We start from the raw sequence: 26,582 nt of genomic DNA, 5'->3' as shown, positions 1-26,582 counted from the left end.
TTATGACGACTGAGCAACATGAGGAACACAAGCAACACACCTTTGATTGCTTTTGCAAACGGTCGCTGAAGTATGAAGCCTATAATGCCTACCGAGAGATCCGGCGCAGACAAGAAAGGCAGGTCAATTTCAGCGAACTGCTGTCGGAGGACATGGAACAGCTTGCGGTCTGCGATTCCTACCCCAGCGAGTGTGCTGCCTATGCCGTAGGCGATGAGGAGATCCTCATTCAAAGCGACCGGCTGGCGGATGCCCTGAATGCGCTTTCCAAAGAGTGCCGAGAAATCATCCTCATGTATTTTTGCTTGGAGATGCCGGACCGGGAGATTGCCGAGCATTTGGATATTTCCCGGCGGACGGTCAATACCCACCGGCGGCGGGCTTTTCAAGAGCTTCAGGCATTGATGGAGCGTGGGAGCAAATGAAAGCTACATATCGAAAAGTTGCTTTGCCTCCATTCCCGGTAATTGCCGCCGCAGTCAATGGCGATCCTGATGCAGTAGCGCGGGTGGTCCGCCATTATTCCGGCTACATGGCCGTACTTTCTATGCGGCTAAGCTGTGGTTCCTTGGGTAGCTTCCAGTTCCAACTCGACTACGACCTATACCAGCGGCTGGAAAGCAAATTGGTGGCGGTCATCTTTCAGTTCCATTTGGATTGACCACATTCCCTTTCTAACGGTAACGCTTGCCAGATAAGCCGTTACGACCTTTCTTGCGTAACATCCATCAGCGGTAAATGCCGCAGGACGAAACGATAGAAAGGAATTTGTACCTTGAAAATTGAATATGAGAAAGATATGAACCCTGCCAATGAAGAGCCGTTGCAAAGGCAGGAGGAAATTGAGTTGCCGCAGTCGGTCGTTGAGTCTTTCGCGAGGTTTTTGATACGAGAAATCCAACAGTATTATGGTAAAGACTATTTATAACAAATAATTTTCAGAATTTAGTAAACTCAATAAAAAAGGATGGAGACTAAGATTATTCTCAACCTCCATCCTTTTTGTAAAAAACTACATCAGTTTCAATCCAAGTTCGCGAACCATATAAAAGAGTTTCTCGGTTTTAACTCCAAACTCATTGGCCACATCTGGAATTTTTGCATTTTTGCTTGGATTTTTGGCATTTAATCCCTTGTTGGCTTCTTCAAAAGTTATCAAAGTGTATTTGTACACAGCCGCTGTAGCAATGAGCCATGGATCAGCAACGCTTTCTCGAGACCATTCGATTAGTGCAGCAGGTTTGTAACATGGGCTATTTTGAACATGTTGCAAAATAGCCCCATATTTCTGGAGAATACATGGCTCACGATGATCAATATACTCTCCAACATCAAGTTCTTCCATCCATTCTTTAAGACTATCATTCCCATGAAGAATTTCAGCTTTTACCATATCCAAAACTACTATTCTCCCGTCTTTTATTGGCCTCTCAAGCTGATTCCAAAAGCCCGGAGCAAAGTCGAATGGATAAAATGTAAGATGCGGAGTGATTAATGAGTTTGCATCTATGAGAAAGATTTCTTTACTCATTTTACCCCACCCCCTACACTTTCAATGAGATTGGCAAATGTAGAACGGTTAGTATTGGTAAGGCGGAAAGCATCAGAATATAGAGTCTTTCCTTCATGAACACTACCGACAAGCAAACGGAAAAAGCGTCGATCAATTCTACTGGCAACAGTACGATAATAATCGCCGCCACTTTCGCCTCGTTCTTTTAATCTTCTTCGCTTTTCATTATAAAGCTGGACAGCAAGTTTAGCTATTTTCTGATATAAATCATACTCAATAAAACCATTATCATAGGCCTTTCTCGCAATCACAGTGGCTCCGCATTTAAAATTGTGAGCAAGCACATGTATGGCCTGTTCTTGTTCATTTTCTTGAATTGCTGCAGACCATTCACGTACAAAAAACTTCTGTGGCACTAAAACTTCTGCGGCAACAGCGTTGCAGAGCGTTTCGACCTTTCTAACCTTTTTCCCTGTGCTATAACGGTCGTTAAAAAGACTGTTTTCGCCTATACATATATGCGAAAATTCATGTAGCAGGGAAAAAAGTTTTCCATTAGTCGAGTCATTAGAATTTATAAAAATAAGGGGAGCATATTCATCAATAACCGAAAATGCACGAAATTCATCAATAGACAGTGGACGATGGGTGTTATTACCAACTATCCCACTCATCATTACAAGGGTCCCTATATTACTGATGGCCGCTCGAATTATATTAAAGGAGTCTTCTGCAGTTCTAGACTTTGCATACCACTCTACTGAAAGGCCAAGCAAGTCGCGTATCTTCTGAGAAAACACCTTATAAGATGTTTCTTCTTTAAAAATACCAACATAATTTACTGGAGAAACTCCTTCGGAAATTAGATGATTATGCATCCATTCCTGAACTTGATCCATATCGTGCATAACATCGATCAAATTTCGGCTAGGATTTTCCAGTTCTGTACTATCGACTGTTCTATATTCGACAAAAGATAAATCTTCCTTGGGGGGGTGTTCAAGGAAAAAATATCCTAACGGAATTCCTGTAGCTTTACTAACTTTTTCGATTTGATTAAATGTAGGCTTTTTTTCACCACTGACCCACAAATTTAAATATCCAACAATTTGTGGGGAAAGGGAGTTCATTTGTGCGTGTGCAATAACCCAATCTAATACCTCAGAAGAAATATTAACACTGCTCTGCATACATGGTCACCCCCACACTCTTTAAATCCCTTTTATAAATATTTTATCGGATAAAAGCCGGCAGGTCAAGGCAAAATGCCTTGACCTGCCGGCTTTACTATTGACATCACAGCCACACTCTTACGGCAAAGCCGCCTTTGAAAAAGTAGGTGTTCGTGTAATGTCCATCTGGTGGACCTGAAGGGATTCGAACCCACGACCTCTCGGATGCGAACCGAACGCTCTCCCAGCTGAGCTACAGGCCCATATTTCTGCCGCCAAAGGCATCTCCCTTGACGGCGAGATTTATTATAGCATGTTCTTTCAAACAATGCAAGTCCTAAAACAAATTTTTTGACAAAAAGATTCTAGCTTTTCCCGCAAATAGGGGATGTTTGCATGAATGCGGGTTTCTTTTTACCCATGTCCATACAATCCATAGAGACATACCGTCCATCTTTATGGTACAATACTCCTGGAAGATAAGCGTGTTTCCAAAGTACCATCAGAAAAAGAGCCTCTACTAAGGGTTCATGTGATCTGGCCACACAGCCGTTACAGGCATTCTTACACCGGAAGCATTTTTCCATTTATATAAGGAGGAATTTGTATGGCGGTTTTGAAACGGATTCATTACAATACACCGGTCGTTTTGACCTTTTTCTTTCTCTCTCTGGCGGCGCTGCTGTTGGGCGCTCTGACCGGCGGATGGACAACGCAGGCTTTCTTCTCTGTCTACCGGTCGCCGTTGACTGACCCGCTCGGATACGTCCGTCTGTTTGGCCATGTTCTAGGACATGCGGGATATGAGCATTTTGCGGGAAATATGCTCCTTTTCTTGGTGATCGGCCCACCTATGGAAGAGAAATATGGAAGCAAAGTCCTCCTGACTGGCATTCTGTTGACCGCGCTGATCTCGGGCCTGCTGCAATGCATCTTTTTTCCTTCCACCGCGCTGTTGGGAGCAAGCGGTATTGTGTTTATGCTCGTTATGCTTTCCTCCCTGGCGGGGATGAAAGAGGGGAGAGTCCCCCTGACGCTGATCCTGGTTGCCATCCTATATCTAGGACAGGAGGTGTACGCCGCTCTCTTTGTTCAGGACAATGTAGCGCATTTTATGCATCTGGTAGGTGGCGCTTGCGGCACCGTTTTTGGATTCGCCGCCGCGCGAAAGAAGCTATAAAGAAAAGACAGGTATTTGATTCCCGAAAAAAGTCCTCAGGCAAACCGTTGCGTTTCCCTGAGGACTCTTCTTTTTGATTGAGATCAGACAACTGTCACCTGTACATTCCGTTTGCGTAGGCCTTCGCAGATTTCAGAATCTGCGCTGGCATCGGTAATCAACTCGGAAACGCTGGAGGTACTCAAAAAAGATACCGTCCCACTTTTTCCCAACTTGGAACCGTCCAGCAGCATACAGATGCGATCTGCACAATGGACCATCTCGCGCAGCGCCTCTGCGCGCTCCATATCTACGCCGAAGAATCCACCCGCAACAGTAAACCCGTCCGCGCCGACAAACGCGGTGTTTACGTGGAAATCTTGCAAGCACCGCTTGACCAACGGCCCCACCATGCATTGGGAGTGCTTCTGATAACTGCCGCCCAGCAGAATGATCCGTCCATCCGGCTCCTTGCAGAGGTTCGCCGCAACATAGGCGGAGTTGGTCAGGATGGTGACATTGCGCCGAGTTTCGGCCACCTGTGCGGCAAACATGGCACAGGTGCTTCCGGTGCCGACAATGATTGTCTCGCCGTCCCGCACCCTCTGGGCTGCGGCCGCCGCGATCTTCAGCTTTGCCTCATAGTGCAGAGCCATATGATAATTCGTGTCGTCCGGGTTGGGGAGGGTCGCATAGCCGCGCCGCCGGGCCAGGATTCCCTTTTTAGACAGGGTGTTTAAATCATTGCGCACAGTCACTTCGCTGGTATTCAGCAGGCGGGCAAGCTGCCCTGTCTCAATTTCGCCGCGTTCCGCGACCAGTTCAATCATCTTTACATGGCGTTCGATCATGTCCATTCTCCAATCCGGCTATCGTTCGTTTACTTCCACAGCAAGCCCGCCCGCGTCCAGCGTATCGACTATCGCCTGCACCGCGGCGACGGACAAAGGTTCGCTGCCCAGGGTATAAGGCATGCTGAGATTGGTGTATTTGCTGATGCCAAATGTATGATAGGGGAGCAGGGTTACCTTTTTGGCACCGGACTCCCGTGCGAAGCGGAGAATATCCTGCAATTCGTCCGCCGTGTCGTTGAAAGTGGGGATAACGGGGACCCGCAAATCGGTGACGTTATGCGCCAGGTAATACTGGGCGGAAGCGAGCGACTGCCGGTTGGATACCCCTGTGAACCGGCGGTGCTTTTCGTCGTCCGTGTGCTTGACGTCCACCATCACATAGTCGAGCAAAGGGGAAAGGCGCGCGGTCAGCTCTAACGGATAGTTGCCGTTGGTCTCAATAGCGGTCTGAATTCCCTGTTCCCGGCAGGCTTCCAGGCATTGCAGAAGAAATTCACTCTGAACAGCCGGTTCCCCTCCGGAGAACGTGACCCCACCCCCGGTGCGCTGGTAGAAATCCCGGTCCTTACAGACCAGCTTGACGACTTCCTCCACCGTTTTGTCATAGCCTACCAGCATCAGCGCGTCGCTCGGACACAGGTCGATGCAGTGGCCGCAGCGCACGCATTTGGTATGGTCGGTGAGGAAGCCCGCATCGTTGTGGGAAACCGCCCCGTGCGGGCAGACCTCCTCGCACCGGCCGCATCTCGTACACAGGCTGTCTTTGCGCAAAACCTGCGGCGCCGGGAGGAGCGATTCCGGATTGTGACACCAGAGACAAACCTGGTTGCAGCCTTTGAGAAAGACAACCGTGCGGATACCGGGACCGTCGTCCAGACTAAACCGCTGGATATTGAACAAATGACCTGTCATAAAAACCTCCGATTAAGCGAATGCATCGTATTCTGTGCGGGCGATCAGGTGATCCTGCCATTTCTTTTCCAGCTCGCAGTAGAAGCAGCTAAAGCCGGCCACCTTAACCACCAAGGAGCGATAATTTTCCGGATGCTGCTGTGCGTCGAGCAGCACTTCGCGGCCGACCACATTGAACTGCACCTGGAATCCGCCCTTCTCAAAATAGACCGCGATGGCTTGGGCGATCTTTTCGATCTTCTCCGGGCTGTTCAGCGCCGAAGGATGGAAACGGATGTTTAAGATGGAGCCGTTGTCCATCAGGGCGTGGTCGATCTTGGCGAGGCTGTTGAAGACGCCGGTGATCCCCTGCAAATCCGTGCCAGGGGTGGGGGACATATTGTCGGCCAGGCTTTCGCCTGCGCGCCGTCCATCGGGCGTAGCGCCGACCACTGCACCGTCGGTCACGTTCATAACGACCGTTTGGGCCGTGCAGCCGAACTGCCCGCCGCGCAGCGGGGTAAACTGGCGCATCTTCGCCGGCAAAATGGTAAAGAGGTCGCGGCAGAGATCGTCCACCTCGTCGTCGTCGTTGCCGAATTTTGGCGCATTCAACAGGGCCTTGCGGATCGCCATTCCCTTGTCGCTGGCGAAGTTCTCGTCGATGGCCTCCATAACCTCTTTCAGGGTATATTTCTGATCTTTAAAGCACACGCGGTCCAGCGCTTCCAAGGCGTTGGCGGCATTTGGGTAGCCGTGCGCATGCACGATGGTGTCGTTGTAATTGGGTCCGCGTCCCCAGGAGATGTCTTTGCCCATCTCAATGCGGTAATCCACCACGCCGGAGAGGAATGGCGTCGGGGTCAGCGTATAGTAGCTCTCCGCGATGGCCCGTTCGATCCGCGGGATAAAGGGGAGATAGAAGTCGAGCTGTTCCTCCCAAAGAGCGATAACCTCCTTGAGATTGCGGCACTCAACAAAGGGACGGCTGGACGGGCACAAACATTTGCCCGTATTGGGGTTGTATCCGTCGTGGAGCGCCAACTCCAACAGCTTCATTACATTGACATAGACCGGCGTAACGCCTGTGCCGTGTTTGCCGGGAATGCGCACTTCGCTGCAGCCCATACCGGCCCAATTGCGGGCGTCGCTCAGCGGGATCCCCGCACGCACCATCATATCGACCGCGACATCGTCGTTGAAGAACGCCGGCATCCCGCCGCCGTGACGCACCAACGCGCGCAAAGCTGCTTCATAGAATTCCAGCGGTGTGGTGCTGCCCATGCTGACGATTACGGTTGGAATATTCATATTGGTATTGCCGAGCGCCTCCAAGAAAATGTACGACAGTTCGTTGACCGCTGTCTTCCCATCCTGGGTCTGGCCGCCCAGCGTAATGGTCTGGAAAAGCTGGTTGCCGCCGAGGTTTTCGGTGGTGCCCCAGTCGCGCAGCTTGTTGGCCTCAAAGCATTTAAGAAGGAAGCACTCGCAGAGCTGCTGGGCAAAGGCTGCGTCAATCCGGCCGGCCGCACGGTCGCGGTCGTAATATTTCTTCAAATAGCTGTCCATGCGGCCCATGGAAATGCTGTGGCCGTTCGATTCCATCTGGATCATTAGGTGGATAAACAGGACAAACTGTAACGCCTCGTAGAAGGTATCCGGCGCCTTGCGCGGCACCTTTGCACAGATGCGGGCGATCTCCGTCAATTCCGCACGGCGTTCCGGCGTCGGCGCGGACTTCGCCTTTTCAAAGGCCAGCTTTGCCAAGCGGTCGGCATAGTCGAGCGCGCCCTGCATACAAATCACGACGCTCTCCAGGAACGCCTTCTTCTCTAAGTATTCCGGATCATCTTCGCGCAGGAGGGCGAGGTTGCGCTGTGCCTCGTCGATGACACCCTCCAGGCCGATGTCGAGCAGCTTCACATAATCCGGGATGATATGGCCGTCGCCGTTCTGGTTGTGCTCGATAATCATCGTCTCGTTGACGCTCGGATGCTGCTCGCCGATCAGATACTCCCCGATGGTGTTCTTCAAATTGTAGCCCACCCGGTCGTAGTGGGTGTAGCCCTTCCATTTTTCGCACATGGACAGGATCTCATCGTGCAGCTCCGGCGGCACGATAAAGCGCTGGCGGTCGCGCTTCTCAAACGTATCGAGCTCCTCTTCGATCCAGTCCACCGCAAATTCCGGGAACAGGGCGGCTGCCAGCGGCTTGCTGGCGGTATTGCCCACAAGCAGGTCGTCGTCGCCGATATAGATGGTCATTTCCCGCAGGTAGCGCGCAAAAGCTTCCGCGCGGCGGATGACCAGCGGGCGCTCCGGGTGGGAAAAGAATTCCTCTGTATAGATACGTCCGCGCTCCATGCAGATCTCCGGGGGATAGGAGCGGATGTAGTCCTTGATTCGCTGGGTCCTCGTCATATCGATTCCATCCTTTCTATACAAAATCAATCGTTTATGAATGGGCCTTGAGAAACGCTTCCAACTCTGCACGGCTGGGAGCGCCCTCCATAGGGCCTTGTTTGCGTACGCTCATCGCGCCGGCTGCACAGGCAAAACGCCCGCACTCCGAAAGAGGCTTGCCTTCGATCAGAGCGGTCAGGAACGCCCCGCAGAAGGTATCACCGGCGCCTGTGGGGTCAACTTCCTCCACCTGGAAGCTGGGAACCGGGATTTTCTCGTTTCCCTGGTAGATGATGCAACCCTCGCTGCCGTTTTTCAAAACGACCAGTTTTCCCTGGTCCGCCCAGAGACGGCATCCTTCCTCGTCGGTGGCGCATCCGGTAAACAGGGCGGCCTCTGTCTTGCTGGGGAAAATGATGCTCGCCTTCTCAATGACCGGCCGGCAGAGCTCCCGCACTTCCTCCACGCTGAGGGATTCGGGGCGGATGTTGGGGTCAAAGCTGATGCGGCTACCCTCCGGCAGCTCGTCGACAATGCGGTAACACGTCTCCTGCAAGCTCTTGCTCACGCTCATGTTATAGCCGGTGAGATGGAACCACTTGGTTCCCTGTAGTTTCTCCATGTCGAGATCCTCGGCGTGGGTCATCCCGGCTGCGGCGTGGCGGCTGTGGTACAGGAAATCGCGGCTGCCGTCCGAATAATAGCAGACAAACGCGCAGCCGGTGGAAGCGCCGGGAATGTCCTTGACCATGCTCACATCGACGCCGCTGGAGACCATCTGCGCCTTAAAGCACTTGCCAAAGGGGTCCGGGCCCACGCTGCCGATGACCGCTGTCTTTGCGCCCAGCTTTGCAGCGATGTTTACCGTAATCGGCGTATCGCCGCTTGCATAGGGACCGGTAAAGTCCGCTGGTTTGTCCAGCGGTTTATCCAATTCCTTGCGCATAATTTCGCACAGGATTGCACTGACTGTCACAAGATCGTATGCCATACGTTTCGCCCTTTCTCAATTAAATTTTACACGAAATAGGTCTATCTTACAACTCCTCAATAAAGGAAAAATGCAGGGAATAGGTTTTGCTTTCACCGGGTTGCAGGATGGGTGCCAAGCACCCCTCTTCACCGATTTTCTTTCCGTCCAGGGGCGCGTTGAGCGGCTCCATGCCGAGCACATATTCGCCCTTTCCCAGCATTTTCCACTGGCAGAAGTAGGGGAGGTCGGCGTGGTTCCATGAGACCCGGACGCCAATGCGCCGGACCGGATTATAAACGGTATAACCGCTTTGCCCCTGCGCATCCTGCGCCAGTTCATGGAAATAGCAGCACTCCTGGTAGGGATACGCCGGCGGTTCAATTTCCCGCCAATGCTCCATTTCCTCCGCAGCGTGGGCGTCGCGCGGTTCCACGCCGAGACTGTCTAGGACAATCTTTGTGTCCTCGCAGAGGAGCGGGTAGCCGAAATTGATGTGGTAGGAGAGCAAAAACGGACGTGCCCCAAAGCCGCAGTTGGTCACGGTGTCCGTCAGGGTGAAGGCGTCCTCGCCGTAGGAAAATGCGTAGGTGCGGCGCAGACGCAGGTTTTCTCCAAAGATGCGCGCTTCCCGCATAGACCCTTCCACCGTCAGGCTCATGGAATCGGCCGTTTGGCTGCGCGTGACGCGGACGTCCTCGGCAGGGCAGTTTGCCTCCCTTCCATGCAGGCCGCGCGCTTCCCCGGCGATCTCCGCCGGAGAGCCGATGTGCTGCAAGCCGCAGGTGGTCAGGAAACCGACGTAGAAGCCGCGCAGCCACTCCGTACCGCGGGCGTCATAGTACGCGGGTGCGGTGATGCCGCACGGCGCGATGTAGTTGAGGTTGGCGCCCTTGTAGCGCACCTGGTACAAATCCATCGCGCGGCCGGGAAGAAGGGTGCATTCCAGCGCGCCGCCGTTGTCCATTTGGATCATGCGCACGCCGTCCTGCCTGCCATCCAGCAAGCGGGCGTCACGCACGCTCATCAGCTGGTCCGGTTCCCCGATATAAGCAAAGAGATTTTGCTCCATAATCGATCCCTCCTTATTCGCCGATCACATCGACGAAGACTGTGCGCTCCTGCGGCCCGTCAAATTCCATGAGGACGATTTCCTGCGCCGCCCCCATAATCATGCTGCCGTTTTGGATGGGGAAGATGCAGCTGTTTCCCGTCAGCAGGCTCCGCAGATGGCCGTAGGCGTTGGCGCTGGTGCGTCCATAGGTGGGTAAAAAATGCGCATGGGAGTATTGGGCATCGTCGTCCACAAGTTTATGTAAAAGGACCTTGAAGTCGTCCATGATGCATTCCAACGGCTCAGTGACCACAATGCCGCAGTTCGTGTGCGCCACTACGGTGGTGACAATCCCGCTGGTAATGCCGGATTCCTTGACATATGCCTTGACCTGCTCGCCGATATAATGGTATGAATATTCGTCGTCGGTCAGGACGCTGAATTGGTAATGTTTAACCATTTTCTTTCTCCTCCATTCCTAAGAAACGCAGGGCGTTCCCGCCCAGCACCATGGCCTTCTGCTTCGGCCGCAGGTTCAAAACGTCCACAGCGCCGATCATGCGCTTTTGCTCAATGCGGGGATAGGTGCTGCCGAACATCACCTTGTCCGCCAACATGCGGTCGATCCAGTATTCACCCATCTGGACGTTGAAGGTGGTGTGGAAGAACTGCTTGGGGGAATCGAAATAGAGCAGCGCTGTGTCCGCATAGACATTCGGATATTTGAGCAGCAGCATGGCCGTCTCCATAATATAGGGCCAACCGAAGTGGCCGAGGCAAATGCGCAAATCCGGGTAGCGCATGGCTACGTCTTCAAACAATACCGGCCGGGAATAGGTGGACGGGCTGTCTTTGATCCAGGTCATACCGGACTGGAACAGGATGGGCTTGTTGTATTTCAGGCAGACCTGATAGACCGGGTCCATCAAATGAAAATCGTTTGGATAGAAGCGCTGCATGGCAGGGCTCAACTTGAGACCAGCGAGATGCAGCTCTGTGAAGGCCTTTTCCAAAACCTCGACGGCGTCGGGGCGCTGCGGGTCTACGCTGGCAAAGCCGATCAAACGCTCCGGCTGTAGATCCACCAGGGTGCGAATTTCTTCGTTGGAGACGATGGTATCCCCAGCACGGGTGGTCACATCCTCAGCGCTGATAACGCACTTGTCGATTCCGGCGGCGTTGAGCTGCTTCATAAACAATTCCATGGGCCAGACATGCTGCTTGTATAGGAAGTACTGCTCGCGGCGGAATGCGACGCGGTCTGGATCTTGGCAGATTTCCTTGAGAAAGCCCGGAAAGGCATATACATCGATAACCATGTGATTTTTTCTCCTTTACCAATCTGGATTGTACAGGTAAGATTTGTTGGCTCTATTATAGCTCTTTTGCGTGCGAATATCAATTAACTTTCGTACGAAATTATAACTCTGCTTTTGTAAATATCAACAGAATGGCTTTTAGAGAAATCCTATAAAATCCATCGAGGAAAATTTTGTGCATGCATCCATATTCTTTCATCTGTTTGAGACCATGCATGGGATGTGCTATGATATAGAAAATAGGAACCCTCTCTTTTTTGGTGCATTCCCTCAGAGGAAAAACGATGGAGTTTCCGCTATCCTAAAGAACAAGGAGTTGATCGGAATGGATTGGGTCAAACAGCTCAACCAAGCGTTGGCGTATATCGAGGCAAACCTGGAGGGAGAAATCCACCTGGAACGGGCGGCGCAGCTTGCCTGCTGTTCCACGTACCATTTTCAACGGATGTTCACCTATCTGGCGGGAATCCCACTCTCCGAGTATATTCGCCGCCGGCGGATGACCAAGGCGGCGTTGGACCTACAAAATGGCGCGAAAGTGCTCGACGTTGCTCTGAAATATAGCTATGATTCTCCGACAGCATTTAACCGCGCATTCCGTGGAGTACATGGGGTGGCGCCTTCCAGCGCCAAAGAGCCAGGGGTGCAGTTGTGTTCTTTCCAACCGATCAGCTTCGTCATCACGATCAAAGGAGAGATTGCATTGAATTATCGAATCGAACACAAAGAAGCGTTCCGAATTGTGGGCATCCACGCACCTATGGAAAAGGAGATTGAGAGGAACTTCCAAACGGTTCCAAAGCTTTGGGAAGAGATTGCTTCCGGAGGGATCCTCCCAAAGCTGCTTCCCCTGATGAACGGCCAACTCTCCGGTGTGCTCGGTGTCTGCGCATGCGGGGAAAAAGAGGATTGGCGGTATTGGATTGCTGTGGCAAGCGATGCGCCGTCCGGGGAGTTTGATGCGTATACCATCCCAGCGTTCACTTGGGCGATTTTCCCTGGGAGCGGTCCGATGCCCGGCGCTATCCAGGAGCTGGAAAAGCGTATCGCTACCGAATGGCTTCCGACGTCGGGTTATGAATTTGCCGACGGCCCCGATGTAGAGGTCTATTTCACGCCAGATCCCAAACAGGCGACTTTTGAGGTCTGGGTTCCTGTTTGCAAGGGAACCGAAACAAAATAATGGACGAGCGCCCCTTGCCTCCGGTTGGCCGGAAGCAAGGGGCGTGTTTTTTTGTTTCCGCTAGTCGTGATGAATGGAAACGAACAGGTTATTCGATATTATATATTTAAAATATTTATAAAAATATTTTTTAATATATTGATATTTTAATAAATTTATACTATAATGCAACTGAAAAAGACGTTGGTTCTATGATGTGATATGGCGGAACCAATTTCTTTTGATATGTTTTATGTTTGGCAAGTAAGAAAACAGTTTGGTTGAAATGTTCCGAAAAAAGACAAAACAAACAGAAAGGAAGAATTGCATGAAACGATGGAAAAAAAGTGTAGGAGCTCTGTTAGCGGTTATGATTGCTGTAACAGCGGCGATCCCAGCCGTTTCGGCCACTTCAGAGCTTCCAGGCACCGCTTCAGACTCCGAGACAAATGCAACCTATTACAACAACGCAACGATCCCGGCAGCGGACCCGTATGTCCTTTATGATGACGACAGTGGCTATTACTATGCTTATAGCACGGATGGGGCAAACAGCGGCTACTATTTTGGCGTTTACCGGTCACCGGATCTGGTAACCTGGGAAAAAGCTTCCAATGGGGCAATCCAAAGAAATGACCCGAACCAATGGGGGTCCACCTGGTTCTGGGCGCCAGAAGTCTATAAGAATGAAGAGACCGGCCTGTTTTATATCTTCTATTCCGCAATGTTGAAGCCCGAATTGCGTGAAGAGGCGTTTGCCTATGCCGACTTCGAAGAGGCTTGTAAGATCGGCGTGGCCGTGTCTGAAACGCCGGAAGGGCCATTCCATATCATTGACGACGAACCGATCGATTATTATCCCTATGACCCAGATTATTATGACGTCAACTTGATTATGGATGAGAAACAGATGAAACCGCCGGCAAGCCTGGAAGAGGGTATGACTGCGCCCAAGGGTACTTATATCCCGACCATCGATGCCAATGTTTTCTTCGATGACGACGGCCGGATGTATCTGTACTATTCAAGAAATGCATACCGGAACTGGGTATGGGACGAGGATCTAGGTAAATATATCGAGGAATCCAATATCTACGCGGTAGAATTGAACACCGATTGGTGGGATGATCCGACGGGAAGCACGATGCCGACTGTGAAAGAGGAGTACATCAACGCAAATAAGTCGCCGGAAGATACAGAAGATGTCCGGAAAGACGGATATGTTCCGATTATTAACTATGCCGGTGAAAAGCAAGAATGGGAAAACGCGCACGTCAACGACTATGAGAAGTATAATGGCGGAAAGAAAGACCGTAGATGGGCAGAAGGCTCCACGACGTTGAAGTACTACTATGACAAGGACGGCGATGGGGAAGACGAAGCGATCTACTATATTCTTTACTCCTGCAACAACTATGAGAACGAAAACTACGGTGTTGGCTATGCGGTTGCGGATAACCCGCTCGGCCCGTGGGATAAGTATGATCTGAATCCGATCCTGTCGCAGGATGAAGAGTTGAGCGTATATTCGACCGGACATGGAAGCTTTATTACAACACCCGATGGGACGGAGAGCTATTACGTCTATCACGGCCGTTCTTCGACGACGGGTGGCAGAAGGTTGTATACAGATCGGATGTATATCGATGAGACGAAATTGGATGCGGATGGCAACCCAGTTATCTGGGTGGATCAGAGCACAAGCGACCGGCCGGTGCCATCCGGCACAGCGCCGTACACAATGCGTGCAGATGTGGACACCCTTTTCATCGATATCGAGGAAGGAAACTCCGCTTCCTTCTCTGTGGATATCGAAAGCGCGTCAGGAGCAAAGTTACCGTTGGCAAATGTGTTGAACCGTGTGCAGGCAACTGTTGCGGACGAGGACATTGCAGATGTATCCGTGGACGGTGGAAATGTGACTGTAACATCGAAAGATGCTGGCAGTACCACTATCACCTTGACCTATCAGAGGTTGAGCAGCTCTGGTGAATACTACGATGTGCAGAATGAAGGCGAGACGGTATTCATCGAGATTCCTGTAACAGCAGGGGAGCCCGTGTTTGGTGATGTCGATGGCGACGGCCAGGTGTCGAAGTCTGATATGGATCTGGTAGAGGAGTATATCTTAGGAAACGTAGAGTTGACGGAACAGCAGTTTGCCCGGGCAGATTGCAATGAAGACGGTGCGGTAAACGTCTTAGATCTCGTGAGAATTAGAAAAGCAATTGGATAATATTTTGAGGAGGGGACAGGACATCCCGAAAACGGGATGTCCTGTTTTTGCTTTCAAAAGGTTTTAAAATGGTTATCACCATGCACTTATCGTTTAAACGATCGTGAATTTTTTAAAAAATCACATATTTTGCGTCGTGACATTTCGATAATGGTATTCTTGGCGATCTTTTGCCGGATTTCTTAAAAATTTGGATCGATCCCATTTGAAAAATAAGGATTGACAAATCTAACTGTTCTCATTATACTAACAGTTAGAAACTGAAATTAAATTGAGAACAGTTAGGACGGTTTATCATCGTGTCTTCCATGAACAGGTTCTGATCCTGCTTAGGTGGCGGCCCCTCCATATTCAGAACCATCTATGGGGAGGAAAAGGAGGTGGGATTTTGAATAGCGAATTTAGTGTGGCCGTCCATACGCTTGTCTTTTTAAACCATATGGGAACCACACTTTCCAGTGAAGAACTGGCGAAAAATGTATGCACCAATCCAGCGCGTATCCGTAAAATTATGGCAAAATTAAAAAAAGCTGGGTTGGTCGATACGAAAGAGGGGATTGACGGCGGATACCATTTTATCCTAGACCCCGCCGCCGTGACGCTCCGTCAGATCAGTGAAGCGTTGGATATGCGTTTTGTCTCTGCCAATTGGCAAAGTGGGGATACCGATATGAAGTGCTTGATTGCTTCCGGTATGGCTGCCATTATGGATGATATCTATGGACAGCTTGATGAACTCTGCCGGACGCATTTGGACAGCATCACCATTCAAAAAATCGAAGATCATATTTTTGGCCAGGGGTTTCAGAAAATTCCATAAACAGAGGATCTGTAGTATGGTCACCGCTCAAAGCGGTTTTTCATTCTCGCTGGCAACAAAAGAACTCCTTGCATAGACCTTAAAATTCATCGAAGAGGAGGTCCTGTATGGGCTTTTCAGTTGAAACAAGCATATCCGCTATTACTGTTTTCTTACAGGGTATTTTGAGCTTCTTTTCCCCGTGTGTACTTCCGCTGGTCCCGCTCTATATCGGTTACTTGGCGGGCGGCACAAAAACCGTCGACCCGGATGGGACGGTCCACTACCAGCGCAAAAAGGTCCTTCTGAACACTTTATTTTTTGTAATAGGCATCAGCTTTGCGTTCTTCCTTTTGGGCTTCGGTTTTACCGCGGCAGGGCGTTTCTTCAGTGGAAACCGGATGCTGCTTGCGCGCATCGGTGGCGTGATCGTGATTCTGTTTGGTTTGTACCAGCTCGGAATCTTTGGCTCCCGGTTCCTCAGCAATGAACACCGGTTGCCGTTCCGCCTTGACCGGCTGGCAATGAATCCGTTAGTCGCTCTGGTGCTTGGATTCACCTTTAGTTTTGCATGGACCCCCTGCGTAGGGCCTGCCTTGGCGAGTGTTTTGCTGATGGCCTCTTCTGCAAACTCAGCGGCAACCGGCTTTGCCTTGATCGGCGTCTATACCTTGGGTTTCGTGATCCCGTTCCTCGCGGTGGGCCTGTTTACCAGCACGCTGCTGGACTTCTTTAAAAAGCATCAGAAGGTCGTCAAGTACACTGTGAAGGCCGGCGGAATCCTGATGATCTTAATGGGCGTCATGATGATTACTGGCTGGATGAACGGCGTCACTGGATACCTGTCCAGCTTTGGTGGGACGGGGGACAGCACAGCTTCTTCGGAAAGTACATCCGCGGTGCCTCCGGCAAACAGCGAAGCCTCACAGACGGACAGCAGCGCTCCAGCGTCTTCTGAGACGGAGAATTCAGAGGAAGAAATTCCAGAAATCCCAGCTCCAGATTTTACACTGACCGACCAAAACGGAGAGCCCCATACGCTTTCCGATTACAAGGGCCAGGTGGTGTTCCTTAACTTCTGGGCGACCTGGTGCGGCCCTTGTAAGCAGGAGATGCCCGATATCCAGGCGATGTACGAGGAATTCAATCAAAACAGCGACGAGGTTGTGATCCTTGGCGTTGCAAACCCCAAGACCGACGACGTCCCGTATAATCAGGACGGCACCATCGAGGAGGTCACGCAGTTCCTCTCGGACAATGGTTACACCTATCCGGTCGTGATGGATACGACCGGGGAGATCTTTGCCGCATATGGCGTAACGGCATTCCCGACCACCTTCATGATCGATAAAGAAGGGAACGTCTTTGGCTATGTTACGGGCACCCTCACGGACAGCATGATGCATGACATTGTGCAGCAAACCCTTGAAGGAAGGCGCTCTTAACAAAAGATCATACCCATGTATGATCGCAATAAATGGAGAAACGATAAGGAAATAGGAGGTATAAAAATGGCAGTAATCGAATTGACAAAGGATAATTTCAACACAGAGACCGCACAAGGCAAGGTGCTGATCGACTTCTGGGCTAGTTGGTGCGGACCGTGCAAAATGCTTTCTCCCATCGTTGATGAAATCGCGGAGGAGGCCCCAGACGGGCTGAAGGTCTGCAAGGTAAACATCGACGACTGCCCGGAATTGGCGCAACAGTTCCAGGTGATGAGTATCCCGACCTTGATCGTGATGCAGGATGGAAAGCCGGTCGCGTCCTCCGTTGGCGTCCGCCCGAAGCAGAAGATCCTGCAGATGCTTGCAGAAGCATAATCGAAAAACAAAGAGAGGCCGCTTCCCGCTGCATGTGCTCCGAGAAGCGGCCTTTTCTGCTGGGATTAAAGAGGATGTGCCTTTCGTCTACACAATATAGGAACTGTCTACATAGCCTACAATTCCATTGTAGCTAATGACATCCCATCCTTGCCATTCGCCGTTGATGGTAACCGTCGCCCCATTGGGCGCCTGCCCGATCACCTGCGCATCGCGGCTGGGCCTTGCGCGGATGTTCAGGTTTCCTCCCTGCGTTTGTACGGTCCCTTGACGCGGAGGCTGCGGATTGTCGATAAACGGCAGACCGAAATACTGCGTGAGGCTCTGGACGATATTTGCTGCAATCCGGTCGATGTTGTTTCGGATCCAATCGGCGTCCTCCGGATTGTCGTGGTAGGCGATCTCCATCAATACGGAAGGGGCGTTTGTCTTGGTGATCTCTGCCAACCGGGTCGTGGGGACGGCCTTTACTAAATTTGGTTGCGGATAAATATTCTTGAAATTTTCGGCAATGATGGTCGCAGCCTGCTTCCCTCGGACACTGGCCGGATAGTAGTATACGTCGGTCCCTTGGAGTTGCCCAGACAGGCTCTCCGGCGCAGCGTTGGAGTGCAGGGCAAGATGTAAGTCATAATAGCCCTCATTCGATTGCCGGATGGCTTGCCCCAATGTCATGTCCCGGCTGCTGCGTACATACTGGATACCATTTGCACGCAGATAGGGTTCCATGGCGTCTGCAATTAAATTCATGTAGTATTGCTCGTCGCCACCGTTTACGTATTTGTTGAAGGGCTGTAAGGACGGACTCAGATAGATAATCGGCATGGTGTGATTCCTCCCATCAATGGTATCAAGGTTCTCTTTCACAACATCTGGTTCAGGATGCGCTTGCTTGAGGCGGGGCGATCTTTCGGAAGAAATCTGCGCTGCTTTTCCCCGGTGGTCGCAGGAAGCGCCCCAATTCATATAGACACTCTGGGTTCTGTGTAATCTGATTGACCTTGCTGGCGCAACCAAGCGTTGCAGAAAAGCCTAAACTGCGTACAATTGGCACGGCCGCGTCACTGATAGCACCAAACGGATAAACAAAGGTCGTAGGAGTATATCCGGTGTGTTCCTGCATTTCCTGTTGCATTTGGGTGATGTCTTTGGTCAAGAGCGCCGTATAATCCTCCAGGCTTTCCCCGCGCAGTTTTTTGGCCCCTAAACGCTTCCCGTCGCTCGAATGGAGGTTGTAGGTGTGGTTTTGAAATTCCACATAGCCGGAATCCATCATTTCCTTAATTTGATCCCAGGTCATATGCGAATAGGTCGCATGGTTGGCGTCCGCCTTGCTAAATTGGTCCGTATAATAGCCGATGGGGGAAATGACAATTTTACTTTCATATTTTTTTGCCAACGGATACGCATATAAGTAGTTGTTGTAGTATCCATCGTCAAAGGTGAGCATGATTGGCTTTTCGGGCAAAGGGACTTGCTTGTTGACATAATCCAGAAGATCCTGCATGTGGATCGTTGTGTAGCCGTTGTCCTTCAAATAGCGGAGGTCCTCTTCAAAGGTCTCCGGCGAAATCGTGTATTCCCCACTCCCATTCCGAAGCATGCTATGGTACATGATGATGGGAAGTTGAATTCCCTCCGGCTGTACCTGGGCGTTTGTTGCTTTCACGTGACCCATCTGTACATAGGTAAAAACGCCCGCCGCCGCCCCGACCAAAACCAAAAATAACGCCAGTATTCGTTTCATTGAAAAGGTTCCATACATTCCCAGCATACTCCTTACGCTGCCTCGATTGGTGTCCGAAAGGACATCCCATTCGGACATCTGGACATTCATAAAAAATATATAGAGAATGCAGCGCATTTATGATATAATGTTTCACAAGACGCTTTTGTGCCGAATGCACCGGAAGTGAAATTCAAAGATAAGTTGGTGAATAATTTGGACGAAAAAAACACGCAAGACCAATGGACTCCTGAAGAGCTCCAGGAGACAAATGAAGAATTGGAAGAACAAAATACCTCCCTGGAATCACCAGAAGCCACGGACAAACCTGAAGAACCGGAGCTGGATGAAAACGGAAAACCCCGCCGGAAATTGAATAAAAAAGCCTACATGTGCGGTATCGTCCTGCTATTGATGTTCTTCGCAATTGCAATTTACCGTACGCACACAAATGGGTTCGGCATGATTGTACAAACCGTGGAATCCTATACATATAACGTGGAGACGTTGGAAACACCTGCATCTTTTACAATCAATCTCGACAATCTGGAGAGCAACAGCGGTGTCAGCGTCTATAATGACGGGGACTGCTCCATCGAAGTATCCAGTGTGGAGAAGGCGGACGATGGGTACTTGGTCACCTTTATGGCGACGCCGAAATACGACTTCTTCCAAAATTATGCGCTTCTTGTATCTGCAACTCAGGAAGAATACCAAATTGTTTCGGACGGTACCGCACATCTGGCCATCTTAAAGGCAGAATTGACGGGTTCCTACGGCGATGAAACATTTACGGCGACACAGGGCGAATCCAACGACATTGGGACCCTCTTCACGTATACGATCCCGGTGCAGGAGACTACAGGGGAAGTCTCCTTGACGTTCAATGGTTTGAGGAAAATGAACTGGAACCTGAAATAAAGCGCAGCAAAACAGAAAGAGCTTGCCTCTATCCCAAAAAGGGAAGAGGCAAGCTCTTTTTATATGTGCATTTCTCTTATTCAGAAGCCGCCTTCGGCAGGGTTTCCGGCATGGCTGTAACGGCCTCATAGAATTGTAAAAGATCTTGATAGACCTCTTGGCGATTGGACTCACCCAACACAACATGACGCGCCCCAGGATAGAGGATCAATTGGACATCATGGCCCGTGCGCACAAGCCTTTGCGCCAGCTGACGGATCCCTTTTCCAAAGTTTCCCAGCGGGTCGCGGTCCCCGCTCATCAACAAAATGGGGATGTTCCGCGGGACGCTGCGATACCAGCGGGGAGAACTGATTTGTTCTTGCAGCTGGAGAATATCGCAATAGCCGGAAATGGTCAGATCGAACCCGCAGAGCGGGTCGTTGTTGTATTGGTCGACAAAGTGGTCATCGCCGCTGAGCCAGTCGTGTTTGGTGCGGTTTGGCGCAAATGCACGGTTGAATCGCTCTGTGGAATACCTTGCAAACGCAGCATCGTGGGCCTTGGGGCCAAATTTTCTCCGCTTTGCCTCTGCAAATGTCCGCCGCCCCGTCAGAAGGCTTCTTTGGATGGGACCGCAGGTGCCGAGGAAGGCCACTGCGGAAAGCTCTTCGCCATAGCGGGCGCTATAGGCCCTTGCTAAAAACGATCCCATGCTGTGTCCCAACAGGAGATAGGGGATATCCGGATAATCGTGCCGCATGATTTCATACAGCTTGTGCATATCCTGCAATAGGTTTTCACAGCCGTTCTCACCAAAGTATCCATAAGAACCACCTGTGGAAACGCTTTTTCCGTGGCCTAAATGGTCGTTAATCGCCACTGCAAACCCGTTGGACGCCACATATGTGGCAAAATCCATATACAGAAGGCTGTGTTCCGCCATTCCATGTGCAATCTGTAGAACGCCCTTCACGGTTGTCCGATCCGCGGGTTCCACAATCCGGACAAAAATACGTTCGCCGTCTGCATGAGATTCGAAGGACATTTCTCTCTGCAAAAGTTCCATTTTGGGAACCTCCTTCCAATGCCATTGAACAAAAAGCTCCGGTAGAGCTTGCATTTAGTATACCGCAGCTCTCCCGAAGCTTCGTAAAGGAATTGTAAATTTTTGACGAACAAAAATAAGCGCTACACAACTGCGATGTTATAAATCACCAAAAAGTGGAAAAAGCTGCCTGCGACACAGAAAAAATGCCAAATAGAGTGCATATATTTTACTTTTCGACCGACGCCATATAAAATCGCCCCGACTGTATAGAGCACTCCGCCGGTCACCAAAAAGAGCAGGGAAATTCTGTCGAGGCTCTCAATCAGCGGGCGAAGGAAAAAGAGCACGCACCAGCCGAGCCCCAGGTAACAGATCATAGAAATCACGCGAAAACGCTTCATATCGACGGCGTTGAGTACGATTCCCAAGAGGGAAACCGCCCAGACAAAACCAAACAGGGACCATCCGGTTGAACCGCCGATACACAGCAGCGAAACAGGGGTATACGTGCCGGCGATCAATAGATAGATGGTGCAGTGATCCAGCACCTGGAACACCTTCTTAGCACGCCCCACTCCCAATGCATGGTACAGCGTGGATACCGTATACAGAAGAACCATGGTGCTTCCGTAGATAGAAACGCTCACTACAGTGAGCGCATTATGTTGTCCCTGCACCAGCAGGATGACCAATGCTACAATGGCGAAGGCTGCGCCCAGGCCATGGGAAATCGCATTCCAGATTTCCTCAGCCGTCGAATAACTGGGCAGTCCCAGCCGCTTTCTCCTCCAGGCCCGGCGTTCGCTCCGGCGCGGCGTCCGAAAGGTTGTTTTTTCCATGCCATCCGTCCCTTCTAGCAACAGCCAAATTTTCTCATGTTTCTTGCGCGCCAAGAGGGGGAAGCCCCTCTAAATCAAACGGGGGGATAAACCCTTTTTGTGCCGATGTGCGCTCTTGTACATACCCATCCAGCCCCAGGTCGAACAGATGCTGCTGTACCTTCTCGTATTCCCGTTTGGTGATCCGGCGGTTGATCTCCGGAAACTCTGCTGCCCGCCCGCAGGGAACATATTGCGCCATCAAGCTCACGAGCACGCCTTCCGGCAAATTGTTTTTGATCCAGTCGAGAACCTCGATCGAATTGCGCGTATGGCCTGGAAGGATCAAATGCCGCACAATCGTCCCGCGCAGGAGTATTCCATCTCCGTCAAAAATGGCCGGGCCGGTTTGCCGCGCCATTTCCAAGATGGCCTCCGCCGCACGCTCCGGATAATCGACCGCCCCGGAGAGGCGCTGCGCCAATGCAGAGTCGCGGTACTTATAGTCCGGCAAATAGACAGAGACCAACCCATCCAGCATTCGCAAAGTCTCCACCCGCTCATAACCACTGGTATTATACACCACGGGCACGGGAAGGGGGCAAAGCCGCAAGGCCTCTGCAATTCCCAAGGCAAAATGTGTTGGATTGACCAGATTGATGTTGTGCGCCCCTTGGTCTACCAAGTGAAAAAATACGTCGGAAAGTTCCTGCGGGGTCAAAGAACGGCCCACCTCACGCCGTACACTGATCTGCTCGTTCTGGCAGAAAACGCATTGCAGGGAACAGCCTGTAAAGAATACCGTCCCCGATCCCTTGCTGCCGCTGATACAGGGCTCTTCCCAGGCGTGGAGGGCTGCCCTGGCTACGACCGGCTTCACTCCCATGCGGCAAAAGCCGTTGCCCGATTTCGCATCGCGCCGGGCACCGCACATGCGGGGACAGAGGGTACACTGTTCGATCAGCTCCGGCATTCCGCATCCTCCTTTAAAGCCAAAAATGCTGCCATACCGCCCCGTTTGCCGCCGCTGGCACGATGGGAAAAGAGCCAATCGGCATGGCATTGGGTGCAAAGTTCCGCAACAGAGATGTGCGCCTCTAAAAGGCCAGCGCGCAGCAATGCACGGCGGTTTGCTTCCCACAGGTTGAGCATATATTTTCCGTCGCCGCAATCCCGCAAAAAGCATTCCGGTTTCCAATCCGTCCTCGCGGCGAATGCATCCGCCACCGGTTGGTCCACTTCGTAGCAGCAGGGACCGATGGAGGGGCCGATAGCGGCGAGCAATTCCTCCGGCCGGCTGCCAAACTTATGCGCCATCGCCTCTGCCATCTTGATGCCCATCCCCGCGACCGTCCCGCGCCAACCGGCATGCGCAAGGCCGATGGCCCGATGGACAGGATCCAAAAAGTAAAGCGGCACGCAGTCCGCATAATACGTCACCAGCGTGACTCCGGGTTCATCCGTGAGCAACCCGTCCACGCTTTCCTGATCGCGAGGGCGCCAGATTCCAATACCGCACTCCCGCTTGGTGACGCGCCGGATCTCTGTGTGGTGATCCTGGGCCGAAGCCACCAGGGAGTCGAACGAAAAGCCCGCAGCGTCGCAAAACCGATGGTAATTCGTCAGGACTGTCTCATCCGGATCACCGCGATGAAAGCTCAAATTCATGGAAGAAAATTCCCCGCAGCTCACGCCTCCCACCCGGGTGGAAAACGCGTGCCGCACAAATGAAACAGCAGAGAAGGCTGGAAAGGTCAGATAGGCTACGCCCTGTTTCTCATGCAGCTCCATATTCCGGGTATCGTAAGGCCCCATGCAATGTTCCTCCTTATAGCAAAACTCGAAAAAAGATCGTTTGCATTTTATCACAACGGACACGGAAAAGCAAACCGAAGATTGCCGGCTGAAAAATCTGGAAAGTAGGGTCACAACCACAACTATAACCATAACCATAAAAAACGCTGCCCAGCGAAAATTTTAACCCTTCCGCCGGACAGCACAAATTCTTCATTATGGGCGCTTTTTCGCCTCTGGCAGCGCTTCGTACGTGCAGAGGACAAGGCGCTGTAAGAATTCCCGGTCGTCAACCTCCTCGACCAACAGCATCGGTTTAGCGCCGGGGTAGGGGAGGGCTTCGCATCCTTGGGACAGAAGCGCTTCACCGGGAACCGTCCGCTTTATCAGAAAGCGGTCATCGTAGATCCCGCCGATCCCCTTCCCATAGACATAGAGAAGGTACTCGCCCATCATTTTCCGGCTGGAAATCCCCTCTAAACCATCGAGCTAGCTCAAGATAAACTGCAAAAAGGATTCACTGGAAGCCATGTTATTCCTCCCCCGAAGGGTCGCCGAAGATCACATGGGCGTACCGGACCGAGTCCATCGCGTCTTTGGAATAGTGATCCGCATGGATCATATCGGCATATTCCTGCGTCAGGACCGCGCCGCCAACCATCACTTTGCAGTCGGGAGCATTCTTGTGCAATTCCCGGATGGTTTCCTCCATATTTACCACCGTCGTGGTCATCAAGGCACTCAAGCCTACCAGCTTGACCTCGTTCTGTACCACGGCCTCTACGACTTTCTCCGGCGGTATGTCCTTTCCAAGGTCGATCACATCGTAGCTGTAATTTTCCAGCAATACCTTCACAATGTTTTTGCCGATGTCGTGGATATCGCCTTTGACCGTCGCCAGCACAATCTTATCCTTTTTGACACTCGCTGTGGACGTTTCCATACTGTCCAATTTTGTCCGCACTACTTCGAAAGCGGCTTTAGCTGCATCCGCGCTCATCAACAGTTGCGGAAGGAAGAGTTTCCCTGTTTCAAAATCCTTGCCGACGCGATCCAATGCGGGGATCAGCGATTCGTTGATGACCGCAAGCGGCTCTTTCGTCAGCAATTCCTGTTCTGCGGCGGCGTGTGCGCTCTCTTTCAAGCCGCTGATGATCGCCTGTCCCAAGCTCATCGCTGCGTTGGAAGCCTTTGGCGCAGCCTCCGAAGGCTGCTCGGAATACCGGGCGATGTAGTCCATGCATTGTTGGTCAACACCGCTCAGGGCACAGTATGCATCATAGGCTTTGCGCATAGCAGCCGAATTTGGGTTGACAATTGCGGCGCTCAAGCCGCTTTGCAGCGCCATGGTAAAGAACGCAGCATTGATATTCTCGCGCTGCGGCAATCCAAACGAAATGTTGGAAACTCCCAGTGAAGTGTGTACGCCTAAAGTATTTTCGATCAACCGCACCGCATCCAACGTCACCGCTGCCGCTTCCTGTCCGGCGCTGATGGTCATAACCAGCGCGTCCACAACGATGTCCCGCTTTGGAATCCCGTATGTGGCCGCTGTCTCTACGATCTTTTTTGCCACAGCAAGCCTTCCCTCCGGGGTTTCGGGAATCCCCGACTCGTCCAACGTCAGGGCGATCACCACGCCGCCGTATTTTTTCACCAGCGGGAAGATGCTACACATGCTCTCCTGCTTTCCGTTGACCGAATTGATCAGCGGCTTGCCGTTGTAAAGGCGCATGGCCTGTTCCATGGTCTCCGCATTGGAGGTGTCGATCTGTAAGGGAAGGTCAACAACGCTTTGCAGCTCTGTGACCGCACGGCACATCATCGCCGTTTCGTCGATCTCCGGCAGGCCAACGTTCACGTCGAGAATATGCGCGCCAGCCTGTTGCTGAGCGATGCCCTCGCGGAGGATGTAATCCATATCATTTTCGCGCAGGGCCTGCTTGAAACGTGATTTCCCAGTCGGATTGATGCGCTCCCCGATCAACAGCGGCCGCTTTCCAAAGCAGACCGCCTTGGAATAGGAGGAGATCACCGTGCGTTCTTTCGGTTGCAGGGGGGCGGGGAAAATCGTTTTGCAGCGCTGGATCATTGCCGCAATGTGCGCCGGAGTGGTTCCACAGCAGCCGCCCGCAAGCCAAGCGCCCTCGCGGACTAGTTCCTCCATCACGGCGGCAAATTCTTCCGGACCTACGTCAAATACCGTGCGCCCATCCACACTGCGTGGGAGCCCCGCATTGGGGTTTACAATCATAGGGATGGAACAGCAGTCCAGAAGTTGGGGGAAGAGAGTGCGCATCTGTTCAGGCCCGAGGCCGCAATTGAAGCCAATGGCGTCAGCGCCCAGCCCTTCCAAAAGAGCGACTGCTGCGGCAATGTCGCCGCCGGTGAGAAGCTTGCCTTTCTCATCAAAGATCATCGTGACAAACACGGGGAGGGAGGTGTTCTCTTTTGCCGCCAGCAGCGCCGCCTTTGCTTCATACGTATCGCTCATGGTTTCAATTAAGATAAGGTCAGCGCCGGCTTTCTCTCCGCATTGTGCCGCCTCTTTAAAGGCTTCGTAGGCTTCCTCAAAGGAAAGGTCCCCCAATGGGCGCAGGAGTTTTCCCGTGGGACCGATGTCCATCGCAACATATGCATCCCGGCCGCAGGATTCCACCGCGTGCCGTGCATGGGAAACCGCCGCTTCTACGATCTCCTGAACCGAGTGGCCGCATCCGCGCAATTTGATCGCATTTCCCCCGAACGTGTTGGTCTTTACAATATCTGCACCGGCAGCGAGGTAGTCGCGATGAATCTGCTCGATCAGATCCGGCCTTTCCAGATTCCAAAGCTCGGGCAGTTCCCCAGCCCCCAAGCCGTTTTGCTGTAAAATGGTCCCCATAGCGCCGTCAAAAAAGACGATGCGCTTTCCGAGAAGCTCCAAAACCCCCATAGT

At 51.8% G+C, this 26,582-nt stretch carries 27 protein-coding genes and 1 tRNA gene; 10 read left to right on the top strand and 18 right to left on the bottom strand.

Going from position 1 to position 26,582, the window contains the following annotated elements; all coding sequences use genetic code 11:
* Positions 1 to 2 precede the first annotated feature (2 nt).
* The 3 genes from B5F54_RS06430 to B5F54_RS17570 all read left to right on the top strand — a co-directional run bounded on the left by B5F54_RS06430 (position 3) and on the right by B5F54_RS17570 (position 928).
* Positions 3 to 425: an RNA polymerase sigma factor gene (locus B5F54_RS06430; protein ID WP_172749612.1), complete on the top strand. Its 423-nt coding sequence runs from the start codon at positions 3 to 5 to the stop codon at positions 423 to 425.
* Positions 422 to 661 carry a helix-turn-helix domain-containing protein gene (locus tag B5F54_RS06425; RefSeq protein ID WP_087232128.1) on the top strand — a complete coding sequence of 80 codons (240 nt, stop codon included), beginning with the start codon at positions 422 to 424 and terminating at the stop codon, positions 659 to 661. Before B5F54_RS06430 ends, B5F54_RS06425 begins: the two co-directional genes overlap by 4 nt.
* Positions 662 to 775: 114 nt before the next feature.
* Complete coding sequence (locus B5F54_RS17570) at positions 776 to 928, top strand: hypothetical protein (protein WP_172749610.1); 153 nt, start codon at positions 776 to 778, stop codon at positions 926 to 928.
* Between the two features lie 84 nt (positions 929 to 1,012).
* On the opposite strand, the gene B5F54_RS06420 is transcribed toward B5F54_RS17570, so the two are convergent.
* The 3 genes from B5F54_RS06420 to B5F54_RS06410 form a co-directional block, all read right to left on the bottom strand.
* Entirely contained in the window at positions 1,013 to 1,531 is a 519-nt protein-coding gene (locus tag B5F54_RS06420; protein WP_087232125.1) for a DUF4411 family protein, read from the bottom strand.
* Positions 1,528 to 2,703, bottom strand: coding sequence for an ImmA/IrrE family metallo-endopeptidase (locus B5F54_RS06415; protein ID WP_087232122.1), 1,176 nt, complete (start codon positions 2,701 to 2,703; stop codon positions 1,528 to 1,530). Before B5F54_RS06415 ends, B5F54_RS06420 begins: the two co-directional genes overlap by 4 nt.
* Positions 2,704 to 2,872: 169 nt before the next feature.
* A tRNA-Ala gene (locus tag B5F54_RS06410) sits at positions 2,873 to 2,948 on the bottom strand.
* A gap of 344 nt (positions 2,949 to 3,292) precedes the next feature.
* On the opposite strand from B5F54_RS06410, the gene B5F54_RS06405 reads away from it, so the two are divergent.
* Positions 3,293 to 3,865: a rhomboid family intramembrane serine protease gene (locus B5F54_RS06405; protein ID WP_087232119.1), complete on the top strand. Its 573-nt coding sequence runs from the start codon at positions 3,293 to 3,295 to the stop codon at positions 3,863 to 3,865.
* 83 nt (positions 3,866 to 3,948) lie between these two features.
* On the opposite strand, the gene B5F54_RS06400 is transcribed toward B5F54_RS06405, so the two are convergent.
* From B5F54_RS06400 to B5F54_RS06370, 7 genes are read right to left on the bottom strand one after another with little or no spacing between them, the layout of a single operon-like run.
* Entirely contained in the window at positions 3,949 to 4,701 is a 753-nt protein-coding gene (locus tag B5F54_RS06400) for a DeoR/GlpR family DNA-binding transcription regulator (protein WP_087232116.1), read from the bottom strand.
* Between the two features lie 12 nt (positions 4,702 to 4,713).
* The gene (locus B5F54_RS06395) at positions 4,714 to 5,610 is read right to left on the bottom strand and encodes a glycyl-radical enzyme activating protein (RefSeq protein ID WP_087232113.1); all 897 of its coding nucleotides are present in this window, start codon (positions 5,608 to 5,610) and stop codon (positions 4,714 to 4,716) included.
* A 12-nt stretch (positions 5,611 to 5,622) separates the two neighbouring features.
* Positions 5,623 to 8,010 carry a glycyl radical protein gene (locus B5F54_RS06390; protein WP_087232110.1) on the bottom strand — a complete coding sequence of 796 codons (2,388 nt, stop codon included), beginning with the start codon at positions 8,008 to 8,010 and terminating at the stop codon, positions 5,623 to 5,625.
* Between the two features lie 34 nt (positions 8,011 to 8,044).
* Complete coding sequence (locus B5F54_RS06385; protein WP_087232107.1) at positions 8,045 to 8,983, bottom strand: sugar kinase; 939 nt, start codon at positions 8,981 to 8,983, stop codon at positions 8,045 to 8,047.
* A 46-nt stretch (positions 8,984 to 9,029) separates the two neighbouring features.
* Positions 9,030 to 10,034: an aldose 1-epimerase family protein gene (locus B5F54_RS06380; RefSeq protein WP_087232104.1), complete on the bottom strand. Its 1,005-nt coding sequence runs from the start codon at positions 10,032 to 10,034 to the stop codon at positions 9,030 to 9,032.
* A gap of 13 nt (positions 10,035 to 10,047) precedes the next feature.
* Positions 10,048 to 10,476, bottom strand: coding sequence for a secondary thiamine-phosphate synthase enzyme YjbQ (locus B5F54_RS06375; protein ID WP_087232102.1), 429 nt, complete (start codon positions 10,474 to 10,476; stop codon positions 10,048 to 10,050).
* Complete coding sequence (locus B5F54_RS06370; RefSeq protein WP_087232099.1) at positions 10,469 to 11,335, bottom strand: amidohydrolase family protein; 867 nt, start codon at positions 11,333 to 11,335, stop codon at positions 10,469 to 10,471. The genes B5F54_RS06375 and B5F54_RS06370 overlap by 8 nt, the downstream gene beginning before the upstream one ends.
* A gap of 325 nt (positions 11,336 to 11,660) precedes the next feature.
* Between B5F54_RS06370 and B5F54_RS06365 the strand changes: the two genes are divergently transcribed.
* The 5 genes from B5F54_RS06365 (at position 11,661) to trxA (ending at position 17,355) form a co-directional block, all read left to right on the top strand.
* The gene (locus B5F54_RS06365; RefSeq protein ID WP_087232096.1) at positions 11,661 to 12,518 is read left to right on the top strand and encodes an AraC family transcriptional regulator; all 858 of its coding nucleotides are present in this window, start codon (positions 11,661 to 11,663) and stop codon (positions 12,516 to 12,518) included.
* A 307-nt stretch (positions 12,519 to 12,825) separates the two neighbouring features.
* Positions 12,826 to 14,733, top strand: coding sequence for a family 43 glycosylhydrolase (locus B5F54_RS06360; RefSeq protein WP_172749608.1), 1,908 nt, complete (start codon positions 12,826 to 12,828; stop codon positions 14,731 to 14,733).
* Positions 14,734 to 15,121: 388 nt separating this feature from the next.
* Complete coding sequence (locus B5F54_RS06355; protein ID WP_087232090.1) at positions 15,122 to 15,553, top strand: RrF2 family transcriptional regulator; 432 nt, start codon at positions 15,122 to 15,124, stop codon at positions 15,551 to 15,553.
* Positions 15,554 to 15,660: 107 nt separating this feature from the next.
* Complete coding sequence (locus B5F54_RS06350; RefSeq protein WP_087232087.1) at positions 15,661 to 16,977, top strand: redoxin domain-containing protein; 1,317 nt, start codon at positions 15,661 to 15,663, stop codon at positions 16,975 to 16,977.
* Positions 16,978 to 17,043: 66 nt separating this feature from the next.
* Positions 17,044 to 17,355, top strand: coding sequence for a thioredoxin (gene trxA / locus B5F54_RS06345; RefSeq protein WP_087232084.1), 312 nt, complete (start codon positions 17,044 to 17,046; stop codon positions 17,353 to 17,355).
* An 87-nt stretch (positions 17,356 to 17,442) separates the two neighbouring features.
* On the opposite strand, the gene B5F54_RS06340 is transcribed toward trxA, so the two are convergent.
* Together B5F54_RS06340 and B5F54_RS06335 are read right to left on the bottom strand one after the other, a co-directional pair.
* Positions 17,443 to 18,180 (bottom strand): N-acetylmuramoyl-L-alanine amidase, encoded by a 738-nt coding sequence (locus B5F54_RS06340; RefSeq protein WP_087232081.1) that lies wholly within the window; start codon positions 18,178 to 18,180, stop codon positions 17,443 to 17,445.
* A gap of 52 nt (positions 18,181 to 18,232) precedes the next feature.
* Positions 18,233 to 19,102: a polysaccharide deacetylase family protein gene (locus B5F54_RS06335; RefSeq protein WP_242969653.1), complete on the bottom strand. Its 870-nt coding sequence runs from the start codon at positions 19,100 to 19,102 to the stop codon at positions 18,233 to 18,235.
* A 258-nt stretch (positions 19,103 to 19,360) separates the two neighbouring features.
* Between B5F54_RS06335 and B5F54_RS06330 the strand changes: the two genes are divergently transcribed.
* A complete protein-coding gene (locus B5F54_RS06330) occupies positions 19,361 to 20,002 on the top strand; it encodes a hypothetical protein (RefSeq protein WP_140400336.1) in 642 nt (213 codons plus the stop codon).
* 76 nt (positions 20,003 to 20,078) lie between these two features.
* On the opposite strand, the gene B5F54_RS06325 is transcribed toward B5F54_RS06330, so the two are convergent.
* From B5F54_RS06325 to B5F54_RS06300, 6 genes are all read right to left on the bottom strand, one after another.
* Positions 20,079 to 21,050: an alpha/beta fold hydrolase gene (locus B5F54_RS06325; protein WP_172749606.1), complete on the bottom strand. Its 972-nt coding sequence runs from the start codon at positions 21,048 to 21,050 to the stop codon at positions 20,079 to 20,081.
* 122 nt (positions 21,051 to 21,172) lie between these two features.
* The gene (gene trhA / locus B5F54_RS06320; protein ID WP_087232286.1) at positions 21,173 to 21,871 is read right to left on the bottom strand and encodes a PAQR family membrane homeostasis protein TrhA; all 699 of its coding nucleotides are present in this window, start codon (positions 21,869 to 21,871) and stop codon (positions 21,173 to 21,175) included.
* A 34-nt stretch (positions 21,872 to 21,905) separates the two neighbouring features.
* Positions 21,906 to 22,823 (bottom strand): radical SAM protein, encoded by a 918-nt coding sequence (locus tag B5F54_RS06315; RefSeq protein ID WP_242969652.1) that lies wholly within the window; start codon positions 22,821 to 22,823, stop codon positions 21,906 to 21,908.
* A complete protein-coding gene (gene pgeF / locus B5F54_RS06310) occupies positions 22,811 to 23,665 on the bottom strand; it encodes a peptidoglycan editing factor PgeF (RefSeq protein WP_087232069.1) in 855 nt (284 codons plus the stop codon). The genes B5F54_RS06315 and pgeF overlap by 13 nt, the downstream gene beginning before the upstream one ends.
* Positions 23,666 to 23,860: 195 nt before the next feature.
* Positions 23,861 to 24,100: a hypothetical protein gene (locus B5F54_RS06305; protein ID WP_242969651.1), complete on the bottom strand. Its 240-nt coding sequence runs from the start codon at positions 24,098 to 24,100 to the stop codon at positions 23,861 to 23,863.
* Between the two features lie 76 nt (positions 24,101 to 24,176).
* A complete protein-coding gene (locus B5F54_RS06300; RefSeq protein ID WP_087232066.1) occupies positions 24,177 to 26,579 on the bottom strand; it encodes a homocysteine S-methyltransferase family protein in 2,403 nt (800 codons plus the stop codon).
* Positions 26,580 to 26,582 lie beyond the last annotated feature (3 nt).

The sequence above is a fragment of the Anaeromassilibacillus sp. An250 genome (assembly GCF_002159845.1).
Classification (GTDB): domain Bacteria; phylum Bacillota; class Clostridia; order Oscillospirales; family Acutalibacteraceae; genus Anaeromassilibacillus; species Anaeromassilibacillus stercoravium.
This window is presented reverse-complemented; position numbering and strand designations above follow the sequence as displayed.